Annotated in this window: 15 protein-coding genes; 11 read left to right on the top strand and 4 right to left on the bottom strand. The window is 71.1% G+C overall.

Annotated features, from left to right (window positions below):
* Positions 1-40 precede the first annotated feature (40 nt).
* Positions 41-562 carry a VOC family protein gene (locus tag ACFP2T_RS28475; protein WP_377426893.1) on the bottom strand — a complete coding sequence of 174 codons (522 nt, stop codon included), beginning with the start codon at positions 560-562 and terminating at the stop codon, positions 41-43.
* Between the two features lie 46 nt (positions 563-608).
* On the opposite strand from ACFP2T_RS28475, the gene ACFP2T_RS28470 reads away from it, so the two are divergent.
* Complete coding sequence (locus ACFP2T_RS28470; RefSeq protein WP_377426890.1) at positions 609-1085, top strand: MarR family winged helix-turn-helix transcriptional regulator; 477 nt, start codon at positions 609-611, stop codon at positions 1083-1085.
* A gap of 58 nt (positions 1086-1143) precedes the next feature.
* The gene (locus ACFP2T_RS28465) at positions 1144-3171 is read left to right on the top strand and encodes a tetratricopeptide repeat protein (RefSeq protein WP_377426888.1); all 2028 of its coding nucleotides are present in this window, start codon (positions 1144-1146) and stop codon (positions 3169-3171) included.
* Here the strand turns inward: ACFP2T_RS28465 and ACFP2T_RS28460 are convergent.
* Both ACFP2T_RS28460 and ACFP2T_RS28455 read right to left on the bottom strand, forming a co-directional pair.
* Entirely contained in the window at positions 3096-4583 is a 1488-nt protein-coding gene (locus ACFP2T_RS28460; protein ID WP_377426885.1) for an ATP-binding protein, read from the bottom strand. The two genes, ACFP2T_RS28465 and ACFP2T_RS28460, sit on opposite strands and share 76 nt — an antisense overlap.
* 108 nt (positions 4584-4691) lie before the next feature.
* Positions 4692-5348 carry a response regulator transcription factor gene (locus ACFP2T_RS28455; protein ID WP_377426883.1) on the bottom strand — a complete coding sequence of 219 codons (657 nt, stop codon included), beginning with the start codon at positions 5346-5348 and terminating at the stop codon, positions 4692-4694.
* A gap of 96 nt (positions 5349-5444) precedes the next feature.
* Here ACFP2T_RS28455 and ACFP2T_RS28450 point away from each other — a divergent pair, with 96 nt between their 5' ends.
* From ACFP2T_RS28450 to pyrE, 7 genes are all read left to right on the top strand, one after another.
* Positions 5445-6548 carry a LolA family protein gene (locus ACFP2T_RS28450; RefSeq protein WP_377426880.1) on the top strand — a complete coding sequence of 368 codons (1104 nt, stop codon included), beginning with the start codon at positions 5445-5447 and terminating at the stop codon, positions 6546-6548.
* An 82-nt stretch (positions 6549-6630) separates the two neighbouring features.
* Positions 6631-7563 (top strand): ABC transporter ATP-binding protein, encoded by a 933-nt coding sequence (locus tag ACFP2T_RS28445; RefSeq protein WP_377426878.1) that lies wholly within the window; start codon positions 6631-6633, stop codon positions 7561-7563.
* A gap of 85 nt (positions 7564-7648) precedes the next feature.
* A complete protein-coding gene (locus ACFP2T_RS28440; RefSeq protein WP_377426875.1) occupies positions 7649-8524 on the top strand; it encodes an ABC transporter permease in 876 nt (291 codons plus the stop codon).
* Between the two features lie 350 nt (positions 8525-8874).
* On the top strand, positions 8875-11109 hold the full coding sequence (locus ACFP2T_RS28435) for a HelD family protein (protein WP_377427015.1): 2235 nt from the start codon (positions 8875-8877) through the stop codon (positions 11107-11109).
* A gap of 170 nt (positions 11110-11279) precedes the next feature.
* Entirely contained in the window at positions 11280-13247 is a 1968-nt protein-coding gene (locus tag ACFP2T_RS28430) for a hypothetical protein (RefSeq protein ID WP_377426873.1), read from the top strand.
* A gap of 313 nt (positions 13248-13560) precedes the next feature.
* Entirely contained in the window at positions 13561-13977 is a 417-nt protein-coding gene (locus ACFP2T_RS28425; protein ID WP_377426870.1) for an NUDIX domain-containing protein, read from the top strand.
* Positions 13978-14201: 224 nt separating this feature from the next.
* Entirely contained in the window at positions 14202-14726 is a 525-nt protein-coding gene (gene pyrE / locus ACFP2T_RS28420) for an orotate phosphoribosyltransferase (RefSeq protein WP_377426867.1), read from the top strand.
* Positions 14727-14862: 136 nt separating this feature from the next.
* On the opposite strand, the gene ACFP2T_RS28415 is transcribed toward pyrE, so the two are convergent.
* Positions 14863-15273 carry an organic hydroperoxide resistance protein gene (locus ACFP2T_RS28415; RefSeq protein ID WP_377426864.1) on the bottom strand — a complete coding sequence of 137 codons (411 nt, stop codon included), beginning with the start codon at positions 15271-15273 and terminating at the stop codon, positions 14863-14865.
* 137 nt (positions 15274-15410) lie between these two features.
* Between ACFP2T_RS28415 and ACFP2T_RS28410 the strand changes: the two genes are divergently transcribed.
* Together ACFP2T_RS28410 and ACFP2T_RS28405 are read left to right on the top strand one after the other, a co-directional pair.
* Positions 15411-16325 (top strand): AraC family transcriptional regulator, encoded by a 915-nt coding sequence (locus tag ACFP2T_RS28410; protein ID WP_417629212.1) that lies wholly within the window; start codon positions 15411-15413, stop codon positions 16323-16325.
* Positions 16326-16790: 465 nt separating this feature from the next.
* The gene (locus ACFP2T_RS28405; protein ID WP_377426859.1) at positions 16791-17789 is read left to right on the top strand and encodes a hypothetical protein; all 999 of its coding nucleotides are present in this window, start codon (positions 16791-16793) and stop codon (positions 17787-17789) included.
* The last annotated feature ends 22 nt before the right edge of the window (positions 17790-17811 follow it).

Raw genomic sequence — 17811 nt, 5'->3', positions numbered from 1 at the left:
GGTTCGTCCAGGAGCCGATCGGGAGCCGATCACGGTTCGTTCAGGACGGGACGGAGATGCCGACTCCACCCCGGGTCTGCCCGCCGTACCGCTGCTTCTCCCGGGCCAGGTCGAGCCGGGAGATCTGCTTGCGTGCCGCCAGGGTCTGCTCGTCGAGGCGGTCGGCGGGGACCAGCCAGACCACCTCGAACTCCAGTCCGTCCGGGTCCTTGGCGTAGAGGCTCTTGGTACTGCCGTGGTCGGAGGTGCCGACCAGCGCGCCCGCCTCGGACAGCCGCGCGGCGGTCGCGTCGAGTTCGTCGAGGGTGTCCACCTCCCAGGCGAGGTGGTAGAGGCCGACCGTCGTCCGTCCGGCGCCGGACGGGCCCGCGGCCGCGCCGACCTCGAACAGGCCGAGGTCGTGGTCGTTGGTGGATCCGGGTGCCTGGAGGAAGGCGGCGCCGTCGAACCCGTCCGGAGTCATCGCGACCGGGCGGAAGCCGAGGACGTCGCGGTAGAACGCGACGCTGCGGGCAAGCTCGCGGACGAAGAGTACTGCGTGGTTGAGCCGGTGAATCGCCATGCCTCCACGATAGCGACAGATGGTTGAGCGTTCAACTATTTGCCGTATGATCGTCGTCATGACCCGATGGCTCGATCCCGATGAGCAGCGGACCTGGCGCGCGTTCCTGACCGCGTCCCGAGCCCTGATGGCGACCCTGGACCGGGAACTGCAACGCGACGCCGGCATGCCGCATGCGTACTACGAGATCCTGGTCCGGCTCTCCGAGGCTCCCGGCCGGCAGCTGCGGATGTCCGATCTCGCCGACGCCACCGGTGGCTCCCGCAGCCGGTTGTCCCACGCGGTGGCCCGGCTGGCCGAGTCCGGCTGGGTGCGTCGGGAGGAGTGCCCCACGGACCGTCGCGGACAGGTCGCCGTGCTCACCGAGTACGGCTTCGAGGTTCTCTCCGCCGCCGCACCCGGACACGTCGACGGGGTACGGCAGCACCTGTTCGACCCGCTCAGCCCCGCGCAGATCGACCAGTTGCGGCGGATCAGCGAGGCGTTGGTCGCCCATCTCGAACCGGATCGCCCGACATCATGACCAAACTGCCCCCACCTGCCCTCTTGTACTGAACGTCGCCGGGCGAGCACGATGGGGCGTGGCTTCCGGCTTCGCTGCACTCACCTCCCAGGCGCAGGCACTCGTGGCGGCGGGCGACCTGACCGGGGCTCGCGAGTTGCTGGGCCCACCGCTGCGCGGCGCCGACCCGAGCCCGGGCAACGCCTCACCCGAGTTGGCCGAGGCCGCCGGCCTGCAAGCCCGGGTCCTGGTCGCCCTCGGCGACGCACACTCGGCGCGGGGCTGGGCGGCGTTCGCGTACTCGGCGGCCACCCGGCTGTACGGCCCGGCCGACCAGCGGACCGTGGGAACGGCGGCCACGCTCGCCGCTGTGCTGCACCGGGTCGGCAGCCATGCGCGGGCCGCCCGGCTGTACCGGGACGTCATCATCGAACTCACCGCGACGGACGGCCCGGAATCGCTGCGGGTGCTCGCCGCCCACGCCGACCTGGCCACTGTCGAGTACGCCCAGGGCGAGTGCACGCTCGCCCGGAACCGGCTGGAAGACGCCTGGGAACTGCATCGTGAGGTCTACGGGGACGGTCACGTCGCCGGCATCCGGATGCTCGCCCGGCTGGGCTCGATGCAGCGCGACTGTGGACTGCACACCTCGGCGCACGAGCATCTGGCCCTGGCCCGTGAACTCTGCCGCGAGCACCTGCCGGCCGACCATCCGCTGGCCGCCCAGATCGGGGCGCTCGCCCGGGCGGCGGCCAATCCCGACCACGTCTGCGCCGACGCCGCCCCGGGGACCCGGGAAGTTCCGCAGGTGCCGCCCGCCCGGACCGCCACACCCAGGCAGACCGAGCCGCCGACCCGTTCCGCGACCGAGCCGGACCGGCCGACCTCGCCGGCCCCGTCGCCGTACGGCCCCCCGGCGTCGCCGTACGAGCCCTCGGCGGCGGCGTACGGCCCCCCGGCAACGCCGTACGAGCCCTCGGCGGCGGCGTACGAGCCCGGCTCGGCGCAGCCGTCGGGCGGGTATCCACTGGGGACGGAGCACCCGCCGGACGCCGACCTGCCACCCCTGGAGGACCTGCCGCCGCTGCGGTATCCGACCGCACCGGCGCCGCCCTGGTCCGCCGCACAGTCCTCGACCACGTCCGTGCCGCAGGTGCCGCCGCCTCGGCTGCCGCCCGCACCGCCGGTGGAATCCCCGCCACGCTGGGCCAGCCCGCCTCGCCCCGCCGCCCGTCCCCCGGTGCCTCCGCCCCGGACCACCACCGACCGGGGGATGCCGGGCTCCGGCACCGGCTCGGGTTCGTACGACCCCGGCGGCGGTGACGACGAAGACCTCGATCCGGAGCACGGCTGGTGGCCGCCCGAGGTGGCCCGGCGACATCCGGACGACGACCTCGATGACGACCTGACCGTGGACCCCGGCGGCAGCCGGTGGAGCGGCAGTGCCGGGTCCACGACGCCGCCGGCCGTACCCGCGCTGGGCCCGGGTGGCGGGTCCTCCCCCGAGCCACCGAGTGGATTCTCGGACGGCCTCGACGAGGCCGACGGGGTACGGCGGATCCGGCACCTGCCCGAACGGCGGTCGTCCCGGTTACCGGTCCGGATCCATCGACTTCAGCCCTCGTCCGGCCGGTTGCCGATGATCATCGTTGCCGGCCTGGTCGTGCTGGTGCTGCTCGGCACGGTGGCGGTGGTGGTGGGCTTCGGCCTGACCGACGGCGGCGGTTCGGAGCAGCAGCGGCCGGCGCCTTCGGCCAGCGCACCGAACACGCCGACCAGCGCCGCACCGAGCACCCCGGTGCCGGCCGCCTCCCCCGGCACGCCGCCCGGCAACGTGACGCTGGCGGACGACCGGGGCAGCGTGACCCTGGCCTGGACGTACCCGGCCGGTGCCGAGGGGCCGGTGGTGGTGGCCGGTGGACGTGTCGGCCAGGAACTCCGGGCCTTCCAGGAACTGCCCGCCGGCTCCACGGGATACGTCGTCTACGGCCTGGACCGCCAGACGAACTACTGCTTCTCCGTCGCGGTGGTCTACTCGGTCGCCGTCGTGGGCCGGGCCGAACCGGTCTGCACCGGCCGGCCCGGCAGCTCGCCCGGCGCCCGCTGACCATCGTCCTCCAGCGCCCGCTGACCATCGTCCCGCGGCGCCGGCTGCACGGGTTGCCTCGGTGCCGTGGGGCGCTCCCCGGCGGGCAGCCGCACCTCGACCCGGAGGCCGGGTGCCGCGTCGGAGAGCGTCACCGTGCCGCCCTGACGGCGTACCAGTTGCCGGACGATGGCCAGGCCCAGCCCGGCGCCGCCCGCGTCCCGGGCCCGGGCGTCGTCCAGCCGGGTGAACCGGTCGAAGACCCGGTCCCGGTCCTCGGCCGGGATGCCCGGCCCGTCGTCGGTCACCGTGACCAGGTGGTACGCCGGCCCGCTCCATCCGCCGGGTCCGGCCTCCAGCAGGACCTCGCTGGTGGTGTGGCGTACCGCGTTGTCCACCAGGTTGGCCAGGATCCGGGCGAGGGCGTCCGGCTCGCCCACCACCCAGAGCGGGAACCTCGGCGGAATCACCCGCAGCGGCGCCGCCGGGTAGCGCTCGGCGACGCTGGTCATCAGTTCGCCCAACTCGACCGGCCCGGCCGCCCGGGGCGGGCCGGCGTTCACGTCGTCGAACCGGGCGAGCAGCAGCAGGTCGTCGACCAGCCGGCTCAGCCGCTGGGTGTCGGCGAGCAGGTCGTCGGCGACCGCCGGCCAGTCCGTCGCCGGACCGAGCCGCTGTGCCACCTCCAGTTGGGTCCGCATGTTGGCCAGCGGACTGCGCAGTTCGTGCGCGGCGTCGGCGACGAACGTCCGCTGCCGGGCCCGGGCCGACTCCAGCCGGCCCAGCATCCCGTTCAGGGTCACCGCCAGCCGGTGGATCTCGTCGTGCGAGGCGGGCAGCGGCAACCGCCCCGGCCGGGCGCCCCCGGTGATCTCCTCCGCGCCGGCCCGCAGCGCCTCTACCGGGCGCAGGGTGGCGCCGATCACCCGCCACGCCACCGCGGCCAGCGCGAGGTGGAGCAGCGGGAAGCTGATCAGCAGAATGGTCCGGACGACCGTGACGCTGTGTGTCACATCCGCCGTCGACTTGGCCACCAGCACCGTCTGCGGGTCGGTGGCCGGCCCCGCCGGCACGGCGACGACCCGGACCGGGCCGGACAGCCCGAACCGCCGCCCCGGCAGGTAGAAGCGGTCCCGTTCGCCGTCCCGGAACCGTTGCAGTTCGCTGGGATAGAGCATCGGCACCAGCCGGTCGGCGTCGATCGACGCGGCTCGGATTCGGCCCTCGCCGTCGATCACCTGCACCCGTACCTGGCTGCCGGCGACGGGAAGCGGGTCGGGTAGCGCGTTCTCGCCGGCCAGCCGGGCCACCGCCTCGGCGGTCTTCAGCGCCTCGGTGTCCACGGTGCGCTCCAGCGCGTACCCCAACGCGCCGATCAGCACCAGTCCGCCGACCGCGAGGCCGGCGGCGAGGCCGGACGCACTGATGATCATGAGTCGGGCCCGCAGGCTCAGCCGCAACCACGGGCGTTGCCAGCCGCGTCCGTCGGACGTGACAGCTCGGGTGGCCGCTTCGGCCCTACCCGTCATTGCCGCCGCCGGTCATGTCACCAGCCGGTACCCGGCGCCCCGGATCGTCTCCAGCCGGTCCCGACCGATCTTGCGACGCAGGTAGCCGACGTACACCTCGACGGCGTTGGGCGCGGTCTGCAGACTCGCGTCCCAGACGTGGTCCAGCAGCTCCGTCTTGGAGACCACCTCACCCGCCCGGCGCAGCAGGTACTCCAGCAGCGCGTACTCCCGGGCGGTGAGTTCCACCTCGGCCCCGCCCCGGGTCACCCGACGACGGGCCGGGTCCAGGCTCAGGTCTCCGGCGACGAGCACCGCCGGACGGCGCGGAGCACCCCGGCGCAGCAGGGCCCGCAGCCGAGCCAGCAGGACGACGTACGAGAAGGGTTTGGTCAGGTAGTCGTCGGCGCCGCAGTCCAGGCCATCGGCCTGGTCGTACTCGCCGTCCTTGGCCGAGAGCATCAGTACCGGCAGCCAGTGCCGTTCGGCCCGCAACTGCCGCACCACCCGGTAGCCGGAGAGCCCGGGCAGCATCACGTCCAGGATCATGGCGTCGTACCCGCCGTGCCGGGCCAGGTCGAGCCCCGCCGGGCCGGTCCCGGCCACGTCGACGACGAACCCCTCCGCCTGCAGGCCGCGCTGCAGCGCCGTGGCCAGTCGGGCCTCGTCCTCCACCACCAGCAACCGCACGGGACAAGCGTGCCACCCCCGACTGAGTGGAACCACAGCGGTTCTCAGTGGTTTCACAGTGCCGAGGGCGCAGGATGGGGGCCAGGAGGTACGAACATGTCTGTTTTCCACACCCGGCCCGCGTTGCGCTGGCTGGTCCCGACCGGGACAGCTCTGGCAATCATCGGTGGTGGTGCCGCGGTCGGCACGTTCGCCTCGGCGGCCGAGCCGAGCCTGCCCGAACGCAGCGCCGCGCAGCTCCTCGTCGACCTGCAGACCGCCCGGCTGGACGGGCTCTCCGGCACCGTGATCAAACGCGCCGACCTCGGCCTGCCGAGCCTGCCCGGTATCGGCGGGCGGGGCAGCGCGGAACTGACCTCGTTGATCTCCGGTACGCACACGCTGCGGGTCTGGCACGCCGGTCCGGACAAGACCCGGGTGGCACTCCTCGGCACGCTCGGCGAGACCGACGTGATCCGCAACGGCGCGGACATCTGGGTCTGGGACAGCCAGAAGAACGAGGCCCGGCACAGCACGCTGGACCTGGGGGACGGCGCGGTCCCGAAGGGGCGGCCCGACCACCTGCCGTCGAGCCCACAGGAGGCCGCCGAGCAGGCGCTCGCGGCGATCGACCCGAGCACCGAGGTCAGTGTCGGGCGGTCCGCCACGATCGCCGGCCGGGACGCCTACGAACTGGTGCTCGAACCGCGTGACGAGACGTCGCTGGTCGGCCAGATCAAGATCGCGATCGATGCCGGCGAGCACGTGCCGCTGCGCTTCCAGATCGTTCCGGAGGGCACCCGGACGCCCGCGTTCGAGATCGCGTTCACCCAGGTGGACTTCGAACGCCCGGATCCGGCCCAGTTCGCCTTCAACCCGCCGCCCGGGACGAAGGTGACCGAGGAACCGCTGACCGCCGACAAACCGGCCGCCACGCCGGCAGAACTGGACAAGCCGACGTTCGTCGGCACCGGTTGGACGACGGTGCTGATCGCCCAGGTGCCGCAACTCGCCACCGCCGCGAACGCGGACACCGACGGCGGGCAGGGCGACCTGGTACAGGGCATTCTCGGCGGGTTGCCGAAGGTGAGCGGCGAGTGGGGCAGCGGGCGGCTGCTCAAGGGCAAGCTCTTCACCGCCCTGGCCACCGACGACGGCCGGGTACTGGTCGGCGCGGTGACCCCGGAACGGCTCTACGAAGTCGCCCAGGGCAACAGGTGAGCGGTCGTCGGCCGCCGGGGCCGGTGACGGGTCGGCCGGCGCCGGCACTCCGGCTGGCGCGCTCGCTCCGTTGGCGGGACCCGTGCCGGAGCTAGCGGTACAGAGCCACGGGCTCAGCAAGCGATTCGGCCGCCAGGTCGCGGTGGACGCCGTCGACCTGGCGGTCCCGCGTGGTTCCGTGTACGGCTTCCTCGGCCCCAACGGCTCCGGCAAGACCACCACGATCCGGATGCTGCTCGGGCTGATCCGGCCCACGTCGGGTGGACACACGCTGCTCGGCGAGCGGATGCCGGGCCGGGCCGCGGCCGTACTGCCCCGGATCGGGGCGCTGGTGGAGGGTCCGGCGTTTCATCCGTACCTCTCGGGCACGGAGAACCTACGCCGGTTGGACGCGGCGGACCTGACCGTCGATCCGGCCACCGCCGCGGGCCGGATCGGCGCGGCACTGGACCGGGTCGGGCTGACCGCCGCGGCCGGCAAGCGGTACCGGGCGTACTCGCTGGGTATGCGGCAGCGGCTGGCGCTGGCCGCGGCGATGCTCGCACCTCGGGACCTGCTGATCCTCGACGAGCCGACCAACGGGCTCGACCCGCAGGGCACCCGGGAGGTCCGGACGCTGGTCGCGGCGCTCGCCGCCGAGGGGGCGACCGTGCTGCTCTCCACCCACCTGCTCGCCGAGGTGGAGCAGGTCTGCACCGACGTGGGCGTGATGCACCAGGGACGGCTGGTCGCCCAGGCACCGCTGGCGGAGTTGCGGGCGGCGGCCACGCCCCGGGCCAGGGTGGCGACCGACCGGCCGATCGAGGCCGCCCAGGTGCTCCGCGAACTGGGGCTCACCGACGTCGACACGGCGGCCCGGGAGGCCACCGGGATCCTCGGCCCGGTGCCGCCGGAGAAGGTCGTGGCCGCCCTGGTGCACGCCGCCGTGCCGGTACGCGGCTTCGCGGTGGTCACGCCGGACCTGGAGGAGCTGTTCGTCTCGCTCACCGGGGAGGGCTTCGATGTCAGCGGTTGACGCGGTTGGTGATGCGGTGCCTGCCGGTCAGGTCGGTCCGGCTTCCGGGCCCGGCACGGCTTCCCGGCCCGGCAGGACCGACGTCGTGACCGGCCCCGGAGAGGTGCCGGGCGGTCGTCGGCCCCGGCGCTCCGCCCGTACGGTCGGCACCCGCTTCCTCCGCTCCGAGCTGCGGCTGATCTTCGGTCGCCGCCGCAACCAGGCCGGGATGGTGGCGCTGGCGGCGGTACCCGTGATCATCGCCATCGCGATGCGGGTGACCGACGCCCCGACGGCGGGGAACGGCGACGGCCCAGGCTTCTTCTCCTCGATCACCGGCAACGGCTTCTTCGTCGCGCTGGCGGCGCTCGGCGTGGAGCTGGGACTGTTCCTGCCGATCGCGGTGGCGGCGATCGCCGGGGACAGCGTGGCCGGCGAGGCCAACCTCGGCACGCTGCGGTACCTGCTCACGGTGCCGGTCGGCCGGAACCGGCTGCTCGCCGTCAAGTACGCCGGGATCGTCGTGTTCGCGTTCACGGTGACGCTGCTGGTCGCCTCGGTCGGCCTGGTCGCCGGACTGGCGTCGTTCGGCGGTGGACCGGTGACCCTGCTCTCCGGAACCCAGGTCGGTTTCGGCGAGGGGCTGCTGCGGCTGCTCGCCGTCTGCGGCTACCTGTCGGTGGGGCTGTGCGCGCTCGGCGCGGTGGGGCTGTTCGTCTCCACACTGACCGAGCAGCCGATGGGCGCCACCATCGCGATCACCATGCTCTCGGTGACGAGTTTCGTGCTGGATCAGATCCCGCAGCTCGACTGGCTGCACCCGTACCTGCTGACGCACCACTGGCAGGCGTACGTCGAACTGCTCCGGGATCCGGTGGCGTTCGACGCGCTGCGGCCCGGACTGCTGTCGGCGGCGGCGTACATCGCGATTTTCCTCTCCGCCGCCTGGGCCCGGTTCGGCGCCCGCGACGTGAGTAGCTGACCGCAGGGACCGCGGCAGACCGCCCGTCCCCGGCCGGTCAAACCGGCCCCCAGCCATGATCTATCGCCGCCGATACAATCGTGGCCGGTAGCGAGGAAACGCGCTATCTTTCATCAGTTCGCGCACAAAAAAGAACGGCACCGAATGCCGTTCTCGCAGAAGTCTAACAATGGAGAGACGGTTTGTCAAAGCAATCCGGCGTTTCGCATGACCAGCGTCTCCACGAGCCGGTCAACGGGCGGTTCGAGGCTGACGGACCCACCGACGGAGCAGGGTCCACCGAGCCCGACCGGGCCGAGCTGACCGGCCCGTCCGTGGCCGAGATCTCCGACGAACAGCAGTACGTCTCCATGCTCTACGGACGCCTGGACGAGTTGCGGAAACAGGCCGGCGAACGACTCGACTGGGCACTCCGGAACACCGGCGGCACCCAGCAGGAGCGCTCGCAGCGCGACAGCACCGTACGCATGTACGCGGAACAGATCGAACGGTTCGGCGCGGTCGAACAGGGGCTCTGTTTCGGTCGCCTCGACCTCGACAGCGGCATCCGCCGGTACATCGGCCGGATCGGCATGTTCGCCGACGCCGGGGAGTTCGAACCCGTACTGCTGGACTGGCGGGCCCCGGCGGCACGGCCGTTCTATCTCGCCACCGCCGCGACCCCGGAGGGCGTCCGCCGACGCCGGCACATCCGGACCCGGGACCGTGCCGTGGTGGGCCTGGACGACGAGGTGCTCGACCTGGCCGTGGCGGGCCGCACCGGCAACGGCGGCACCGGCGGGCTCACCGGCGAGGCGGCCCTGCTCGCCGCGGTGACCGCCAGTCGTACCGGTCGGATGACCGACATCGTCCGGACCATCCAGGCCGAGCAGGACCGCGTCATCCGCGCCGACCTGGACGGTGTGCTCGTGGTACAGGGTGGGCCCGGCACCGGCAAGACGGCCGTGGCGCTGCACCGGGCCGCGTACCTGCTCTACACGCACCGGCAGATCCTCTCCACCCGGGGCGTGCTGCTGGTCGGACCGAACGCGACCTTCCTGCGGTACATCTCCCAGGTGCTGCCGGCGTTGGCCGAGACCGGCGTACTGCTGCGCACGGTCGGTGAGCTGTTCCCCGGTGTCAACGCGACCAGGGCCGAACCGGCCGAGGTCGCCGAGCTCAAGGGCCGGACCGAGATGGTGCAGGTGCTGGCCGCCGCCATCCAGGACCGGCAACGGGTCCCGGACGAGCCGTTGGAGATCTCGATCGAGCGGGACACCATCGTCCTCGACCCGGCCACCGTGGTCGCCGCGCGGGACCGGGCCCGCCGCTCGGGCCGGCCGCACAATCTGGCCCGGCCACTGTTCGACATCGAGATCATCCACGCCCTCGCCGACCAGCTCGCCGAGCGGATCGGTGCCGATCCACTGGGCGGGGAGAACCTGCTCGACGAGGCCGACCTCGCGGAGTTCCGGCGGGAGCTGCGCACCGAGCCCGAGGTCCTGGCGGTACTGGACTGGCTCTGGCCGGTGCTGACCCCGCAGCAGGTCGTGGCCGGGCTGTTCGCCTCCACCGACCGTCTCGCGGTCGCCGGGACGAGCCTCACCGAGGCGGAACGGGCCTCGCTGCGGCGCGAGCCCCGGGGCGGGTGGACCCCGGCCGACGTACCGCTGCTGGACGAGGCGGCCGAACTGCTCGGCCGGGACGACCGCGCCGCCAAGGCCCGCGCGACGCGGCAGCGCCAGGTTGAGATCGAGTACGCCGAGGGCGTGCTGGAGATCGCGTCCGGTTCCAAGTCGATCGACTTCGAGGACGAGCCCGAGGCCGAGGACGGGATGCTGGACGTCACCGACCTGCTCGTCGCCGACCGGTTGGCGGACCGGCAGGAGGACGGCGAGCAGTTGACCACCGCCGAGCGGGCGGCGGCGGACCGGAGTTGGGCCTTCGGTCACGTGATCGTCGACGAGGCGCAGGAACTCTCCCCGTTGGCCTGGCGGGTGCTGATGCGCCGCGCGCCGAGCCGGTCGATGACGCTGGTCGGGGACGTGGCCCAGACCGGTGCGCTGGCCGGCGCGTCGTCGTGGCACGGGGTGCTGGAGCCGTATGTCGGCGATCGGTGGCGGCTGGAGGAGCTGACGGTGAGCTACCGGACGCCGGCCGAGATCATGGCGGTCGCGGCCAAGGTGCTCGCCGAGATCGACCCCACGCTGACCACGCCCCGCGCCGTACGCGGCACCGGCGAGCAGCCCTGGGACGTCCGGGTCGAGGAGGGCGCGCTGCCCGACCGGCTGGTCGACGCGATCCGCGCCGAGATCGCCAAGGTCGGCGACGGGCGAGTCGGGGTGATCGTGCCGGCCGGCCGGACCGACGTGCTGGGGCGGGCGGCCGCCGAGGCGGTGCCCGGCCTGGCCCTCGGCGACGCCCCGGAACTGGAGAGCCGGGTGGTGCTGCTGACCGTCGCCCAGGCGAAAGGGCTGGAGTTCGACTCGGTACTGGTCGTCGATCCGGACCGGATCGTCGCCGAGTCTCCCCGTGGACACAACGACCTGTACGTCGCGCTCACCCGGGCCACTCAGCGCCTCGGCGTGCTCCGGGTCGGCCGGTAGGGCTCTGCCCGTCGCCGACAGCGACGCCGTGCCGTTCGTGCACGGCGTCGCGAAGTACGAATTTCCGGAGCAGTGGCGTCCACATAGGGCGCCGCGCCGGAAAGGACCGGGCACCCCCAATCGCGTCACCTTCAGTGATGCTGTTGCGTCACGGTGTGACAATCGGCGGGGTGACTCTCGGAGAGACAGCGACGGATCCGGTCGCTACGCGGGGCTGGTCCGTGGTCGAACGGTCCATGTGGGAGGCGTACCACGAGGGTGAGCGGTTTGTACCCGATCCGGAGACCAGCGATACCTCCGTCCAGGGCAACCGCATTCGCCAGATGCTGCTGGCCGGATCGGAGCCGCGACCGGGCCGACAGGCGGCGCTGCGGCTTCGCGGCGTCACGGTCGCCGGTGAGCTGGATCTGCGCGATCTCGATCTGTCGTGTGTCGTCGACTTCGACGACTGCACCTTCGAGGGAAAGCCCCTGCTCGACGGCCTCAGCGCGCCCGCGATCTGGCTGACCGGCTGCCGCCTGCCCGGTCTCGCCGCCGACCGGATCAGCGTCGCCCGCAGCCTCACGATCACCCGATCGCGGATCGATGGATCGTGCTACCTGCGTGACGCCCGGATCGGTGCTCAGCTCGACCTGGAAGCCACCGTGGTCGTCCCCACGGGTTATCTCGGCAAACGACCGGATCTACCGAGTTCCGCAAGGACGCCGGACCACTACGTCGGCATCGACGCGGAGAACATCACCGTCGGCGGGGACCTCGACGGCGAAAGGCTCACCTGTTACGGCGCCCTGTTCCTCAACCTGGCCCGGATCGACGGTGCCCTCATCCTCAGCGAAGCGCGGCTACCGGACGGCTTCGTTCAAGCGCCGAGCCTGGTCGCCGGTGGTGTCTACGGCCGCCGGATGCGGTTGCACGGCACGATGAACCTGTACAACTCGCAGATAAACGGTCCCGTCGACCTTGCCGGCGCACAGATCGAGAATCCCGGCGAGATCTCCTTCGGCGGCTGGGGAATGACGGTGGCGGGCTCCTTCGAGGCGCAGGCCGACACAGTCTTCGCTGGCACCGTCGACCTACAGGCCGCCGACATCCGCGGCGCCGTCCAGCTTTCCTACGTCCGATGCACCGATCCGGGTGAGCACGGCAGCCTGTATCTGCCGCGCGCGGTGGTCCGCAGCGGGGTGGTTGCCCGGCACGCTCGTCTGGCCGGTCCCGTGTCCCTCCAGCATGCCCAGGTCTCGGCCGGCGTGGACCTGCGCGCGGTCGAAATCTCCGCCGGCCCATCCGCCCCAGGCAGCCTGTTCGCCGACAACATTGTCGTCGCCGGCGACCTCGACCTCACATCGGCCGCGCTGGACGGCGCCGTCGCGCTCGCGGGCGCGCGCGTCGACGGCACGGTCACCTTCCTGGACAGCCGCGTCGGTTGTGTCGACGGCTGCTCGGTGGCCGCCGACGGGTTGACCGCGTTCCAACTCGTGTTCGAGGGCCACCCACCTACTGGCGGCGTCGACCTCAGCCACGCCACCGTCCATGTGCTGTGCGACACCCCCGGGGCCTGGTCCGTCCGCACCGGACGGCTCCTCCTCACGCACTTCACCTACCAGCAGCTACGCAAGGACGCGCCGGTCGCTCGGCGGCTGGACATCCTGCGTCGGGCCACACCGACCGTGGAACCCCAGCCGTATGAGCAGCTCGCGGCCGCGTACCGCAGCGCCGGACGGGAGCGTGACGCCCGCAGGGTACTCCGGGAGAAACTGCGCCGGGAATCGCACGCCGGAGGATGGCCACGCCGCCTGTGGGGTCTGGTCCAAGATCTCACCGTCGGCTACGGCTACCTTCCGGGCCGGGCCGCAGCGATCTTCGGCAGTGCCCTGCTCGCCGGCACCGCCTACTTCGCGGTTCTTGGCGATTGTGCCGGTCGACGCGGGCTGTGCCCGGTCAAGACGGACGAGCATCCGACCTGGGATCCGTTCCTCTACGCACTCGACCTGCTGATCCCGGTGGTGGACCTGGGCCACGAGAGGGCGTGGGACCCGGTCGGCGCCGACAAGGTCGTCATGGTCGTCCTGATGCTGATCGGCTGGGTCTTCGCGAGCACGATCGTCGCCGCAGCGGGAAGGGCCCTCAGCCGCTCCTGAGCCGAGATCGCCGAGACGATGACACCGGCCCCTGTCAGGGCCTGGTTGGCGCCGCCGGGATCCAGGCCGTGGCCGCCGAGCTGGTGTCACCGGACCGCTCACCTCCACCACACCACGATCGAGATCACGCCTTGTCCACTTAAGTGCGGCCGTGCCCGCGGGCGCATCGGCGGCGCGACGTTGAGCGCGACGCCGCCGACGACACCGCGATGATGGGAGCGACATGACTGACGGGCTCGACATCGACGGGGTGTCGAAACGCTACGGCGAGGCGGAACTGTTTCCAGCGGCTACATGGCGGCGGAATGTGCCGATGACGATCTCCGCTGACGACTCCGGTCCGGTCCGGATTGTTACGGCCGTTCTTCGCGACGGCGATCGGGTGTTGCTGTGTCATCGAAGCGCCGGACGCCGCTGGTATCCCGATGTGTGGGACCTGCCGGGCGGTCATGTTGACGAGGGGGAGGATCCGAAGGAGAGCCTTGTCCGCGAGCTTCGGGAGGAGTTGGGGATCACGGCGCCGGAGCCGTCCAGCCCGCCGATGCATGAGATCCGGACCGCGACGTTCGACATGCAGATCTGGTTGGTCGACAGGTGGACCGGAACACCCGTCAACGCCGCGCCGGACGAACACGACGCCGTGGCGTGGTTCGAGACGTCCGACCTTGACAGCCTGCGTCTCGCCCACGAGTCGTACCTCTCGATGCTCACCGCCGTGCTCGCCACGTGACGTCGCTCCGGGAGCCAGGGGTGCGCGCTCATCGGCGACGACGGGACGCCGACCGACACCAGAGCACGGTCACGATATGTGACGGCTCCGGCTGCGGGTGGTGCACACGGACGGCCGCGGATCCGGATGCCGAAGAGCTTACGAAGTCGTCCTTGTAGGACGATCCCGAGGAGCGCCGCCGAGAGGATACCTGCTCGATCCAGGCGAGATGCGAGGCTGAGCGTGTGACTTACCCGCTCGCGCGCCGCGTCTACGACACCTGCCATCTGACCGGACGGTTTCGTCTGCGATCCGGGCAGGTCAGCGAGGAGTACTTCGACAAGTACCTGTTCGAGGGACAGCCGGATCTGTTGCGCGAGGTTGCCGAAGCGATGGTGGCCTTGCTGCCGGAGTGCGACGTGCTGGCCGGGATGGAAGTGGGCGGTATCCCGCTTGCCACGGTGATGTCACAGCTGACAGGGCTACCCACGGTATTCGTTCGTAAGCAAGCCAAGGAGTACGGCACCGCCAAGGCCGCCGAGGGCGGCCCGGTTGCCGGTCGGCGGGTCGTAGTGATCGAGGACGTCGTGACGACCGGAGGTGCCCTACTGACGTCGTGCGGGCAGCTACGGTCCATCGGCGCCCAGGTGGAGACGGTGGTCTGCGCCATCGACCGCGAGCAGGGCGCTCGTGAGAATCTGGCGGCCGAGGCGCTACAACTCCGCGCCGCTCTCACCCGCCGCGACCTGGAAGCCTCCCTCATGGCGTGACAGCTCTGGTACCGCTCGACTAGCGGCAGAGCCGGACGGCAGTACGAGCCCGGGGACGAGCGGGTCGGCGGGGCCGACGAGCACCTGATCGCGGACTCCGCTGGTCGCGCTCCAGGTGGCGTCCGGCGGGCGGCGGTTACTCGGCCAGCAGTTCGACTGGGATGTTGCCGCGTGTGGCGTGGGAATACGGGCATACCTGGTGGGTGGCCTCGATGAGTTCGCGACCGGCTTCCCGGGGCAGGCTTTCCGGCAGCTTGGTCCGCAGGGCGACTTCGAGGCGGAAGCCGCCTTGCTCGTTCGGGACGAGGCCGACCTCAGCGGTGACCGACATGCCGGAGACGTCGATCTTCTTCTTCCGTGCCACCAGTTGCATCGAGGTGGCGAAGCAGGCGGCGTAACCGGCCGCGAACAGCTGTTCGGGGTTGGTGCCGTCGCCGATGCCGCCCAACTCCTTCTGGAGGGCGAGCGTGACGTCTAACTTGCCGTCCGAGCTGAAGGCGCGGCCGTCGCGGCCGGTGGCGGTCGCGACGGCGGTGTAGTGGCTCATGTCCTGTCCCCCTGTTAGACAGACGATCGGTTGACTGCATTCACCCTATGGAGATCAAAGACCGCCCTCCATGGCTCTACGTCCTCGGTTTATGTCTGATCGTCTCAACCAGCCCTGTCGGGCGATACGATCTGGAGATGGACGTTCTCAGTGACGCCATCCGCGTCATGCGCACGGGACGCCCACATTCCGCCGAGATCCGCAAGCGCGTCCCGTGGGGAGTGCGGGCTGAGCCGTTCTCCGGGGCCGGCTTCCACGTGGTGCTGGAAGGGACGTGCTGGCTGATCCCGTCTGAGGGCGCGGCGATCGCGCTGAGTCCGGGCGATGTGGTGTGCCTGCCGCACGGTTGCGGGCACGCGCTAGCCGACAGCCTGTCCACGCCACTGGCGGGCGCACCCTCGGCTGCTCTGCCGGAGGTGACGCCGAGCGCCGACGACGGCGAGGGCGCCGCGACGATCCTGTTATGCGGTGCCTACACGCTTGACCAGACCCGGCCGCATCCACTGTTCCAGGAACTGCCCGAGGTGATTCACCTGCCGGCTCGCCTCGGCCGCCGCTCGCCGCTGCACACTGCTGTCAATCTGCTCGGCGACGAGATCGCCAACTCCGACCACGGAACCGAAGCCGTCGTTTCGGCCCTGCTGGACATGATGTTGCTCTACATCCTGCGGGCCTGGCTCGCCGACCAAACCGAGGGCGGCCCGGCCACCGGATGGGCCGCGACGCTCGCCGATTCCGCGATCACCGCGGCGCTGCATCACATCCACCAGGAACCCGCGCGGCAGTGGACGGTCGAAGCGCTGGGCGCGAAGGCCGGGCTGTCGCGGGCGGCCTTCTCTCGCCGGTTCACCTCACTGGTCGGCAAACCGCCGCTTGGCTACCTGACCTGGTGGCGGATGACCCTGGCCGCACAACTGCTGCGCGACAGCGACAAGCCGGTGCACACCATAGCGCAGGGCGCCGGATACACCTCGGAATTCGCCTTCGCCAAGGCGTTCAAACGGGAGCAAGGCGTGGCCCCCGGCCAGTACCGCAAGCAGTCGCGAAGGTAATCCCGGTCCGCGCGCAGAGCGTGACGGCTCCGGGTTCAGGGGCACGCACGGGTGGCGGCATGAGAGTGCGGGTCCAGCGGCGACTGCTCAGGGCACCGTTCGCGTGCCACGCGTGCGACCGCCCCATCAGCCGCCTCTTACTTCCGCCGGTTTGGCGTGGCCTCGGGCGCCCCGCGACGCCTGTTGTCGGGACCCCAAAATCCTTGCATGCCCGAGCCCAGAATTCATTGCATTTATCTATCCGCTCATCGGTACGACCGGATCTCTTCGCGCCTGGACGTACCGCGGTTTACGGTCCGCCAGGGGTCACGGACGCTCCGGCGTCGCCCGCGCTCTGCGGCAATCCGTACACCTGATCTCGGCGAATTGCGGAAAAATCGCGCAGCGCAACGCCGTGCCGCGCCTCTTGGGCCACTGAGGCCTCATACGGATCTTCGTCGTAGCCGGTCCGTATGATCGCCAGCCATGACGCGCACCACGCCGCCGCGACCGGTGGACATCACGAAACTCTTCCCAGAGTTGCGGGAGCACTCGACAACCGCCACGCGGCTGCATCCCCGCCCCGGTACGCCCACGGTCGCCGACAGCTCGGTCGGTGGGCCGCTACTCTGGCCGGCCGACGAGCCGTGGCCGGTGTGCACGGACGGCGACACCCACTACATATTCCGGCTGACCACACCGGCAACCGTCCGCCGCAGCCGGGAGATCTACGCGGCAGCCGAGGCCCGAGCGGACGCGACTGGCGCGCGCTACGACCTGACCGACGAGGAGCGGGCAGAGTTGCCCGACTATGAGTTCTCCGAGCCGGACGAGCTGGTTGACCAACCGATTCCGCTGCTGCCGGTGGCCCAGCTCTACCGCCGTGACGTCCCCGACTTCTCCGGTCCGGAAGGGACCGATCTGATGCAGGTGCTGTGGTGCCCGCTGGACCACCCGGAGGAGGGCTACAACCCGCGGGTACGGCTGTATTGGCGGCGCAGCACCGAGGTGATTCGGCCGTTGACCACGAGCCCCGAACCGCCCGTGGTGAACGACTCCTACCTGCCCGTCTCCTGCGTGGTGCACCCGGAACAGGTCCGCGAGTACGAGTATGGCGATCTATTACCCGAAGACCTGGACGCTCAGATCACCGCATGGGAAGAGACGACGGAGGAGGAAGCCGGGTACAGCTACCAGTCTGACTTGTCGCTGGCGCCTGGCTGGAAAGTGGGTGGCTTCGCAAATTGGTCGCTGACAGACCCGCACCCGATGAACTGCGCGGAGTGTGCTGCCCCAATGACGCTGCTGTTCACCGTCGACTCCAGCGAGCGGAACGGGGCGGACTGCAGTTGGCGGCCGGTGGAAGAGGAGCCGGCGACGACATCGCTCACCCCCACCGGCATTTCGATCGGCCGCGGCTACTCCCTGTACATCTTTCGCTGTCCGGTCTCCTTTGACCACCCGCCCGCCACCACTATGCAGTGATCGCTCATGCGCTCCCGAAAGC

The organism is Plantactinospora solaniradicis, from assembly GCF_042658085.1.
In the GTDB taxonomy this organism is placed as follows: Bacteria; Actinomycetota; Actinomycetes; order Mycobacteriales; family Micromonosporaceae; genus Plantactinospora; species Plantactinospora solaniradicis.
The sequence above is the reverse complement of the archived record's forward strand: the minus strand, read 5'-3'. Positions and strand labels throughout refer to the sequence as shown.